Annotated in this window: 9 protein-coding genes; all 9 read right to left on the bottom strand. The window is 53.6% G+C overall.

The window, feature by feature from the left end; genetic code table 11:
* Positions 1-13: 13 nt before the first annotated feature.
* The 9 genes from HMPREF0673_RS09220 to HMPREF0673_RS09180 all read right to left on the bottom strand — a co-directional run bounded on the left by HMPREF0673_RS09220 (position 14) and on the right by HMPREF0673_RS09180 (position 9,876).
* Entirely contained in the window at positions 14-391 is a 378-nt protein-coding gene (locus tag HMPREF0673_RS09220) for a GtrA family protein (RefSeq protein ID WP_007901299.1), read from the bottom strand.
* A 153-nt stretch (positions 392-544) separates the two neighbouring features.
* Positions 545-1,165, bottom strand: coding sequence for an HAD family hydrolase (locus HMPREF0673_RS09215; RefSeq protein WP_007901298.1), 621 nt, complete (start codon positions 1,163-1,165; stop codon positions 545-547).
* Position 1,166: 1 nt separating this feature from the next.
* Positions 1,167-2,051 (bottom strand): decaprenyl-phosphate phosphoribosyltransferase, encoded by an 885-nt coding sequence (locus HMPREF0673_RS09210; RefSeq protein ID WP_007901297.1) that lies wholly within the window; start codon positions 2,049-2,051, stop codon positions 1,167-1,169.
* A 58-nt stretch (positions 2,052-2,109) separates the two neighbouring features.
* Positions 2,110-3,114 carry an acyltransferase family protein gene (locus HMPREF0673_RS09205; RefSeq protein WP_007901296.1) on the bottom strand — a complete coding sequence of 335 codons (1,005 nt, stop codon included), beginning with the start codon at positions 3,112-3,114 and terminating at the stop codon, positions 2,110-2,112.
* Positions 3,095-4,135, bottom strand: a complete 1,041-nt coding sequence (locus HMPREF0673_RS09200; protein WP_040596718.1) for an acyltransferase family protein — start codon at positions 4,133-4,135, stop codon at positions 3,095-3,097. The genes HMPREF0673_RS09205 and HMPREF0673_RS09200 overlap by 20 nt, the downstream gene beginning before the upstream one ends.
* A 9-nt stretch (positions 4,136-4,144) precedes the next feature.
* On the bottom strand, positions 4,145-5,971 hold the full coding sequence (locus HMPREF0673_RS09195) for a phosphoethanolamine transferase (protein ID WP_007901293.1): 1,827 nt from the start codon (positions 5,969-5,971) through the stop codon (positions 4,145-4,147).
* A gap of 229 nt (positions 5,972-6,200) precedes the next feature.
* Entirely contained in the window at positions 6,201-7,352 is a 1,152-nt protein-coding gene (locus HMPREF0673_RS09190; protein WP_007901287.1) for an OmpA family protein, read from the bottom strand.
* A 152-nt stretch (positions 7,353-7,504) separates the two neighbouring features.
* Positions 7,505-9,466 carry a DNA mismatch repair endonuclease MutL gene (gene mutL, locus HMPREF0673_RS09185; RefSeq protein ID WP_007901284.1) on the bottom strand — a complete coding sequence of 654 codons (1,962 nt, stop codon included), beginning with the start codon at positions 9,464-9,466 and terminating at the stop codon, positions 7,505-7,507.
* Between the two features lie 47 nt (positions 9,467-9,513).
* Positions 9,514-9,876, bottom strand: a complete 363-nt coding sequence (locus tag HMPREF0673_RS09180) for a hypothetical protein (protein WP_007901282.1) — start codon at positions 9,874-9,876, stop codon at positions 9,514-9,516.
* Positions 9,877-9,889: the final 13 nt, after the last annotated feature.

The following is a 9,889-nucleotide window of genomic DNA, read 5'->3' as shown; positions in this document are numbered from 1 at the left end:
CTCTTTTACTTTTTTACCTTTTTACTTTTAAAAAGAATCTCACGAGCACGAAGTTCACGGGCACGCAGATGGCGAACATCGGGATAGGTGCCCACTGCTTCGGTATGCCCAGCCATAGGAACAGATTGAGCGTGAGCATCTGCAGCACATAGTTGACAGCGTGCGAGAAGGCGAAGCCTGCGCCACGCTTTGCCGATGCCTTCACGCGGAACGTGTAGCGTGTAGATGCCACGAAGTTGAACGCGAAGCTGATGAGGTAGCCGATGGTCATCGCCACGCTCGGGTTGAGCCAGCGTATGAGCAGCCAGTAGATGGCATACTGCAGTATGGTTGCCAACACGCCGACGATGCCGAAGCGTATCACTTCGCCAAGTTTCTGTTTGTCTATCATGCTTATATGTCGTTGCTTATTTAAAGTAGTAGTGTTTTATTGTTTTACTTTGGTGTCGCGCATCGGTCGGCGCAGACATCCGCATCGGTCGGCGCAGATGTCCGCATCGGTCGACGCAGATGCTCGTAATCAAAACTTTATTGACCTAATTGTCTATCTGAACGGCTTGAAGTGGGCTTTATCGGCGAAGGTAAGCAGCTCACGGTCGCCCCTGCTGTCGCCGAACGCCTCTATGACGTAGTCGTTGCGGTGTACGGTCAGGTCGGGATATTGCTTGCAGAGTCGCTCCACCTTCTCCACTCCGTAGCAGTTGTTCGTGAGGAAGCGTCCGGTGAGCAGTCCGTTGTTGTCTGTTTCCACCTGCGTGCCGAGCACACAGAAGTTCGACCGGCTATTCTTTGCCATGTTCGTGAAGAACGGGCGCACCCAGTTGTCGATGCTCGCGCTCACCACGCACACGCTCTCGCCCTCGCTGAAAAGGCGTTCGAGCAATGCCTTCGCCTTCGGCCTTATCAAGCAGGCGTTGCGCTCGGCGAACTGTCGGCACAGCGCGTCGAACGTTTTCAGCTCCATGCCGCGGAAGTACCACGCGAAGATGCGCTGCTTGGCGCGATAGTTGGGGTAGAGCTTCAGCTTCATCAGCACCAGCAGCGGACTGTGCAGCAGGAACCCCACGATGAAGCGCCATGTGCCGCAGGCGTAGCGTATGAACACCAACAGCGTGTCCGCCGTCGTCAGCGTGCCGTCGAAGTCGAATGCGTAGAGTCGTTTCATATTATATAACGTATATCATGAGCAGGAACGTGAGCAGCCACGCCACCACGATAATCTGCGAGAAGTGGTCGCGCAGGATGATCTTTGTGGGGTCGCCGCTCTTCTGGTCGACCACTGCTATCTGTATGTAGCGCAGCAGACCGATGAGCACGAAGACGAATGTGAGGTAAAGGTAGGGCGTCTGGAAACGCTCCACGACCTCCGGCGACACGCAGTACATGATGTAGCAGACGAGCGTGACGGAGGCGGTGATGGTGATGGCTTGGTTGATGAACGTGAGGTTGTAGCGCACGGTGTTCTTGCGCGGTGCCTCGCCCGTCTCGTTCATACGCAGCACGTCGTCGCGGCGCTTGGCGAACGACATGAAGAGCGTGAGCAGGAAGGTCATTATGACAATCCAGTTGCTCAGCGGCAGCTCGCAGGCGAAGCCTCCGGCGAGGATGCGCAGCACGAAGCCGAACGCCACGATGCACACGTCGAGTATGGCGTACTGCTTCAGCTTGGAGCAGTAGGCGAGGTTGAGCACGTAGTAGAACACGATGACTGCCATGACGTTGCTCATCACCTCAGGCGGCAAGAGCAATGCCACACCGATGCCGAGCACGAACATCGCTATCATCAGTGTGTAGCCCATGCGTATCGACAGAGTGCCAGACGCAATGGGGCGGTGGCACTTCACGGGGTGGTTGCGGTCGGCATCAACGTCCACGATGTCGTTGTAGCAGTATATCGACGATGCTACGAAACTGTAGGCGAAGAAGGTGAGCGTCACGAGTTCTATTGAGTTGATATTGAAGAGTTCGCCACCGAAGAACATTGGGATGAAAACGAAGAAGTTCTTTATCCACTGTTTAGGGCGCGTAAGGCGCAAGATGTTTTTTATCATATTGAGATGGTGTTGAGGGGTTGAGGTGGTGAGGTGTTGAGGTGGTGTGATGGTGATATTACTTTTGGGTGCAGAGCTTTAGGGCGAAACTCGTAACCTTCTGCAGCACCCACGCTGCAGGCAGCGTGATAGCCACTGTTGCGGCGAACGTTCCCCAATAGCCAAAGCCCATGGGTTGTACATACACCAGTACGAAATGGATATGTATGAGATAAGCTTCGAGGCTCAGCATACCTACCATGCGGAACGAGCGGTTCACCCACTCGGGTGTGCGGCGGAAGATGCGGTTCATCACGAGCACGCTGCACACCGTGAACGGTATGTACAGCATACGCTCCACGAAGAGCGGGAATAGTCCGTGGCGCACCTGCTCAAGGTAGAGGCATGTGCCGAACGTCATGAGGAACGTGATGAGCAGCAGCCACACAGCGTCGGGCGGCAGCTGCCTGCGCGAGCGTACCATCTCGCCCATGTTGATGCCGATGAAGAAGATTGGCACGCGGCTCCAGAATATCTCCAAGTGTCCCACGACGGCATGTATCGGCAGTACCCACTGCACCATTACGCACCAAACCACCATAAGCAACGGCAGCCAGCGATAGGTGGGGTAGCGTCTGATGAGGCGCATATACCATGGCGCGATGAGGTAGAGCAGCATGATGGCTGGCACGTACCAGAACGTCAGTTCGTCGTGCAGCCAGAAGTCCCAGTTGATGGTGATGTCGCCGAGCAAGTCGACCACGTTCTTCGAGAACCGCTGCGCTCCGAGGTAGTCGGGTAGGTAGAACGCCGTGGAGCAGATGAGCCATGTGGGCAGTATGCGGATGAGTCGGCGGCGGTAGAAGTGGCTCACCGACGGTGTCTTTGTCCACGCGAACCACAGACCCACGCCACTCAGGAAGAGGAAGATGTCGACCCCCACGTTGCCGCAGCGGCGCAGTCCGTAGAACGGGTCGCCGCGGTCGAGTGCCACATGGAACAGAATGACGAAGAGCATTGCTGCTCCCATCTGTTCGGCGCGAAATCGCGATATGTTTCCTAACTCAATGCTTGGTATCTTCATTGCGTAGCTTGAAATTATGGTAGAACCATGCCAATGCTATCGATGCCACGATGTACAGCAGCAGACCCGTGTACACGTCGCCGTGGCGAGAGATTGGTATGAATATCTTTCGTGTGAGCGGATGCAGCACGAAGAGAGCGGCAGAGATGGTGCCCACCCATGCTATCCATTCGTTCGCGGTCTTCGGCAGCAGCTTCACGATGCCAATCGTGGCGATGCACACGAAGAGCGGTGCCCACAGCCAGGTGTGGAAGTTGAAGCTGAAGAAGAATACTGCCACAACCGACAGAACCATTACGGTCATTCGCACGCCGTGCGTCAACTCTCTGCCGTGGCGTGCGTAGAGCAGTCCGGCACAGAAGGGCAGCACACCGCCCATGAAGTTGTAGCGTATGCAGTTGAGCGTCTCGCCCTCGGGGGCACAGAATGCCTGCATCGCCCAGCACACGGCAACAAGCAGCAGAGCGTAGATGTCGCCCTTGCGCCAGAGCAGCAGTCGATAGACGATGTAGAGCTGCATCATCAGTCCGAAGAACCAGTAGGGTCCGGGCCAGATGACATGGTCGGGGTCGGGCATCATGTTGTTGAACATGAAGAGCTGTCCGAGTATGTCCACGACGTGATACTTATGCGCCCCAGGTGTGATAGCATCGACCATGGTGAACGCCACGAAGCCCACAGTCATCATCTTGAAGAGCTTCAGGTAGTGGTGCTTCAGGAACGGCAGCACGTCGGTCTGCTTCTTCGCGAGTCCGCCGCGCTTCTCGTATTTCATCACGAGTCCGTAGGCAGAGAGGAAGAGGAACACCGGCACACCGTAGTGGCCGAAGAACGATACGAGGTGGATGGGCAGGTTCCAATCGGGGCTGCTGATAGCCTGCATCAGACTACTTGCCTTCGACATCGTGAACGTGTACTCGTTCTCCTTTACGGCGAAGCCGAGCCAGTGGCAGTAGTTGTGCAGGAAGATTCCTATTATTGCGAGTCCGCGCATGGCGGAACATTCTGTGCGGGTAAGCATTTTTTGAGTTTAAAGTTTGTCGTAATCCGTAGTGTTCTTTAATATTCTCGGGCGGCTCTCGTCGTATTCGGGCGACAGCAAGTTGTACTGCTCCTTGTAGTCGCGGGCGTGAATGCCGCCGAGGTAGAGCAGCATGTGCGCAAGTGCGTCGGTCATAAAGCGTCGGTTGCGAGCGTTCACTACCTGGCGGAATACCTCCGGACGCTTCTTGATATACTGACGCGAGCACCATATCCACATCGGTATGTCGAACTCGGCGTGAGCCAGACGGGCATCTATCTTCGCCGAGTGCATACGGCAGAAGAAGTGCATGTCGCCCTCGTAACATTCCTCGCCATGGTCGGGCACGTAAATCACGATGGCATCTTCGTTCTCAAACTTCTTCACTATCTCCGTCACAACCGAGTCGTTGTATAGAATGGCGTTGTCATAGTCGGCAAGCGTCTGACGCTCGCGTGCGTTCAGATGCGGTTTCATCTCCTTGTAGTCGTCGCCACGGAACTTTTTATGCTCCTTCGGCGAGCGTTGGCGATACGCCACGTGTTGCCCTAACAGATGGAAGATGATGAGGTTGTTCTCTGTGTTCTGTCCCTTCAGCTCGTCGTAGTCCTTCAGCAAGTCTTCGTCGTAGCGGTGGAGCTGCGTGTTGCGCGTGTCGAACTGCGCCGCGCTCAGCTTCGGGTTGTTGAGGAAAAAGCCGCCACTGAAGTCGTACACCGCCTCCTTAGCCTTCGGCAGAAACTGGTTGGTGAGGAACGTCACGTGGTAGCCCGCTTTGCGGAACAGTTCGGGGAAGAGCGGATAGTCGCACCACTCGCCCTTGTCGCCTACGCAGTAGAGCGAGAAGAGGTGCTTGAACACGAAGCTCGTGAGGTTCCACGGCGATACAACGTCGGTGTACTTCACCAGTCTGCCTTGCCGCTCCAACTTCTGTTGGCGTGGCGTGGTGGGCATGACGTAGCCGTACTGCGACGAGTGGTGGCGGTTGAAGCTCTCGCCGATGATAAGCACGATGTTAGGCGAACGGAACGAACATGAGTCGACCGTCACTGTCTTTGCCGTACGCACCAGGCGGTCGATCTGTTTAGCTGTGAGCGTATTGGCATAGATGCTGAACACGAGACGGTAGACAGGTTGGTAGAGTACGGCGTGATCCTTCTCGGTGAGCGTGTGCTCCACCTCGCCGATTGTGGTGCCCGACATCAGTTTGTGTGTAGCAACCTTGTTATGTGCGCTTGAGCACACCGACCATACGAGCAGCGTAAGCACGGCTGTGCCTATAATGGGGCGTGCGCGGTGCAGTAGCTCGCAGGTGCGCAGCCATATCGACTTGATAAGCTCGCGCCAACGACGTGGAATGAAGTGGGGAAAGCGTAGACGCAGTGCCGTGAGCACGTGCACGAACAGCAATAGCAGCACCCAGCCCACATCGCTCATCAGCACATCGGGCGACACGCACGAACGCAGAAATTCGCCTGACTCGCGCGAGTCGGTCTCGCCGACGAGTTGCAGCATCGTCGGGGTCAGTGTCGACTGAAACTTCACGAAGCAGTAGACATCCACCACTGCCGTGGCGTATAGCACAACGTAGAAGAAGCCACGTACCCATATCATCACCTTGCGTGGTAAGAGGGTGAGTATCAGCGTGAGCACATAGACATCGAGGAACAACTCGAGGTAGAGGTTGTCGTAGAGGTGTGCTCCGCGCACGTTGGGCAGCGTAGCCCATGCCGTTATGCAGCCGAGTAGGTACATGAACACTGCAAACGTGCAGTTACGGCGTAAAGGTTCTGCCACAGCAGCGAGCACCTGTTTAATTGTTTTCAAATATCTCATCTATACCTATTGTTATATAGTGGTTTTATTGCCGTGTTCCCACGTTGTGGGAGCTGTTGTCCGCAAATTTACACATCTTTTCTGACATATTAATTGATTGGTTGCAAAAATATTGCTCTTTGGTAGATGTTCTATTCTATTGTTGCGGATAAGGTATGAAAAAAGGGCACTCCTTAGCGGAATGCCCAGTATGTCGTAATTATACGATTGCGATGTTTATGCCCGATGATTAGTCGGCAATCTTAACAGTGGCGCGACGGTTGTAAGAAACTGGTGAGAGTTCCTTAACACCACCCATACCCTCTGTTGTAATCTGGTCGCGGCTAACGCCCATCTTAACGAGTTCGTTAGCAACTGTTTCTGCACGACGCTCAGAGAGCTTCTGGTTGTAAGCAGCAGAGCCGGTAGAGCTGTCTGCGTAGCCAGTTACTACGAGGTTAACCTTGTTGTCTTTAGCGTATTCAGCCAAATTCTCAACGTTTACGAGGTCCTTGCGTGAAGCAATAGTAGCCTTGTTGATGTTGAAGAATACTGACAACGGAGTGTTGGTGTATGTCTTAACGTCATTCTTACCCACTGGCTCGTCCTTCTTTGCAGCGAGGAGGCTCTTCAGACGTGTGTTCTCTGCCTTAGCGTCGTTGAGCTCAGCGTTGAGAGCTTCAATCTGCGACTGTGAGAGTGCCTTGATAGCGTCTACGTCCGGAGTCTTGCTCCATGTAGACTTGCCAAGGTTGAACTGCATACCAACCTCTGCATAGAACTTATTGTCCTTGCCCTCCCAGAGTGACTTCTGAGATGTACCACCTGCTTCTACACCGTCGAAGTCAGACTCTGCGTATGTCCAACCGAGCTCGAGGTAGAGACCGAAGTGCTTTGAGAGGCGGAATGTGTTGAGGAAACCTGCTGCGAGGTTCATGTTGTAGCGGTCGTATGAGCAGTTGCGGTTGATACCACCACCTAAGAACGGAATGGCGTTCCACACGCGTGTCTCGTTATAACCACAGAACATGTTGCTGAGGTTGAAGAGAATGTGCTCGTTGAGTGTCCAATAGTTGTTCTTGTGCTTGTGCTCGTCAACCACGGTACGACCCCATACGCCGCTGAACTTGGTGCGCAGACCGAGACCAGGTGTGAACCACTTACCTACGCCTACAGAGAAGCCAGGAACAGCGCGGAATTTCTTGAACGGACTACGGCTCAGACCGCTGCCATGCTCCTCGTTAGAGTAGAATGCGTTCCAGTCAGCACCAGCCTGAAGAAACCAATTGCTCCAGAATGAATTTGTTGCAACGCTATGCTTGAGTGTTGGATCAGTTGTCTCCTGAGCCATGGCACTCATTGATAAGCCACACATTGCTAATGCAATTATTAACTTTTTCATAACTTTTATTGTTTAATAACCAATTAATTACGTTGTCATGGACATAACAAGTCCTTTTTATTTAATTGCAAAGTTAATAAAAAAAACAAAAGTAATCCTTTTTATGTTAGAAAAAAGCATATAATAGTTGTTTTTTTATTGTTTATGTAACTTTATGTGCCGAATAAATGCTCTAATTCGTTTTGATGGAGCATCGTTAAAATCTTTTTGCCATCTGGAGTGTAGCTGAAGTTGGAGCATGTGAAGAGGCTATTGACGATGTTTTCCATCTCGGCATTGGTAAGCACTTGTCCGTATGCGACGGCTGCGTTGCGTGCCAGTTCGAGGGCTATTGAGTGGTTGATGTCGTCGATAGCTGATGTTGTCTTCTCGCGTGCTGAGGCTACGAGATCTTGCAGCAGGGCGGTATAGTCGAGTCCATCGAGTCCGCTTGGCACTGCCGTGATGCTGTAGTCGCCCTCTGCTGTCGGAGTCAGTTCGAAACCGATGTTCTGTAGTTCGGGCATAATGGCTTCTGCCACCACCTTATCCGCTGGCGAGAAGTGTATCGTGTCGGGGAAGAGTGGCTTCTGTGAACTTGCTCGGTGCTTCTGCATTTGGTCGAGATATCCTTCGTAGAGTATGCGTGTGTGGGCACGATACTGGTCGATAATCATAAGTCCAGACTTAACGGCGGTCATAATGTATTGTCCTTTGTACTGATAGTGGGTGGGCGACTTCTCTTCAAGTAGCGATGTCTCTTGCTTGGGCGTTGTTGCTTCGGATGTCGACCCCTCTGGCACAGTGCTTCTCTCTTCTGTTTGTGCGAACTTCTGCGATAGAACGATGCCGTTGTCGGCGAACGATTTGCTTGCAGCGTTTGAACGCGACTGTATGACGCTTCCTGCGTCGGTGCCGAAGAGTGATGGTGTCTGTTGCTGGCGAGTGTGTGCAGAGCCGAGTCCTTCGTACAGCTGCTCCCAGTTGTCGGGGGCTGCGTTTGAGTGTGTTGTCGGTGTCTCGTTGAATGGGTTGTACGTAGGGTTGTATTGCACCTTGGGCGCACTGACACCTGTCTGTGGCATTGTGCCCAGAGCAGGTATGTCGGGTTTTCCTTCGGTGTCGAACTCTATTGCCGTCACATCGCTGAACATGCCCACGGCATCGCGCACGGCAGCGGTGAGTATCTGCCACACTGTCTGTTCGTTTTCGAACTTTATCTCGGTCTTGGTGGGGTGGATGTTCACGTCGATGTCCGTGGGGTTGACGGTGAAGTATATGAAGTAAGGTATCTGTTCGCCTTCGGGCACGAGTCGCTCGTAGGCGGTCATAATGGCTTTGTGGAAGTAGGGGTGCTTCATGTAGCGGCCGTTGACGAAGAAGAACTGTCGCACACCCTTCTTGCGTGCCGACTCGGGCTTGCCGACGAATCCGCTAATCTTGCACATTGTGGTGTCGATGTCTATCGGCAGCAGGTGTTGGTTGATCTTCTTGCCGATTACGTCGACGATGCGTTGGCGCAGTCCGCCTGCCTTTAGGTTGTACAGCTCGGTTTGGTTGTTGTAGAGCGTGAACGCCACGTCGGGGTAGACGAGGGCGATGCGCTCAAAGGCTGTGACGATATTGTTGAGTTCGGTGGTGTTCGACTTGAGGAACTTGCGGCGCACGGGCACGTTGTAGAAGAGGTTGCTGATGGTGAAGTTGCAACCTACGGGGCACTGTACGGGTTCCTGCGACACAAATCGCGAGCCGGCGATGCTGAGCGCGGTGCCGAGATCGTCGTCGGGGCGACGGGTGCGTAGCTCCACCTGCGCCACGGCAGCGATAGAGGCGAGAGCTTCGCCACGAAATCCCATCGTGTGAAGGTTGAAGAGGTCGTCGGCTTGGCGTATCTTGGATGTAGCGTGACGCTCAAACGATAGGCGTGCGTCGGTCTCTGACATGCCTTTGCCGTTGTCGGTCACTTGTATTGAGGTGCGTCCAGAGTCGACACAAACCACGTTTATCAGCGTGGCACCAGCGTCGATGGAGTTCTCCACCAACTCTTTTATCACGCTTGCGGGGCGTTGTATCACCTCGCCGGCAGCTATCTGATTGGCTACCGAATCGGGCAGAAGTTGTATAATATCGTTCATGTCGTTATCTGTTCTCTAAGGGTGTATCTTTAAAACTGCGGGTTCGTCTACAACGCCATTAGCAGTATGATGGCGAGTAGCATGAAACCGATCATCACAAGTAGTCCTAACAGACGTACTTGTCCGTTATGGCGGCGACGCGATGGTGGCTCGGCTTCTCTGATAGAACGTTCTGCGAGCTCTTCGGGCGGTACGCCGCGGCGGAGGTTGTCAAGAAGGTCGCGCTGCTCGCTTGAGAAGCGGAAGGTGTGGTGGAAGCCGCGGGGGCGGCGGTTGAAGAAGTACATGCTGTGATGGTGAGGTGATGAGGTGGTGAGATGTTGAGATGGTGAGATGGTGAGGTGGTGAGATGTTGAGGTGGTGAGATATGTTGTGAGGTTGGTGGTTACGAACATTACAACATATCTCAACTTTCTTTTTGCT

The sequence above is a fragment of the Leyella stercorea DSM 18206 genome, from assembly GCF_000235885.1.
Taxonomy (GTDB): Bacteria; Bacteroidota; Bacteroidia; order Bacteroidales; family Bacteroidaceae; genus Prevotella; species Prevotella stercorea.
The sequence above is the reverse complement of the archived record's forward strand: the minus strand, read 5'-3'. Positions and strand labels throughout refer to the sequence as shown.

Excerpts from the sequence above, each read along its gene's own strand:
- HMPREF0673_RS09200 (WP_040596718.1), bottom strand. The coding sequence starts at position 4,135 with ATGCTTACCCGCACAGAATGTTCCGCCATGCGCGGACTCGCAATAATA.
- HMPREF0673_RS09195 (WP_007901293.1), bottom strand. The coding sequence starts at position 5,971 with ATGAGATATTTGAAAACAATTAAACAGGTGCTCGCTGCTGTGGCAGAA.
- HMPREF0673_RS09190 (WP_007901287.1), bottom strand. The coding sequence starts at position 7,352 with ATGAAAAAGTTAATAATTGCATTAGCAATGTGTGGCTTATCAATGAGT.
- mutL (WP_007901284.1), bottom strand. The coding sequence starts at position 9,466 with ATGAACGATATTATACAACTTCTGCCCGATTCGGTAGCCAATCAGATA.
- HMPREF0673_RS09215 (WP_007901298.1), bottom strand. The coding sequence starts at position 1,165 with ATGAAACGACTCTACGCATTCGACTTCGACGGCACGCTGACGACGGCG.
- HMPREF0673_RS09205 (WP_007901296.1), bottom strand. The coding sequence starts at position 3,114 with ATGAAGATACCAAGCATTGAGTTAGGAAACATATCGCGATTTCGCGCC.
- HMPREF0673_RS09210 (WP_007901297.1), bottom strand. The coding sequence starts at position 2,051 with ATGATAAAAAACATCTTGCGCCTTACGCGCCCTAAACAGTGGATAAAG.
- HMPREF0673_RS09220 (WP_007901299.1), bottom strand. The coding sequence starts at position 391 with ATGATAGACAAACAGAAACTTGGCGAAGTGATACGCTTCGGCATCGTC.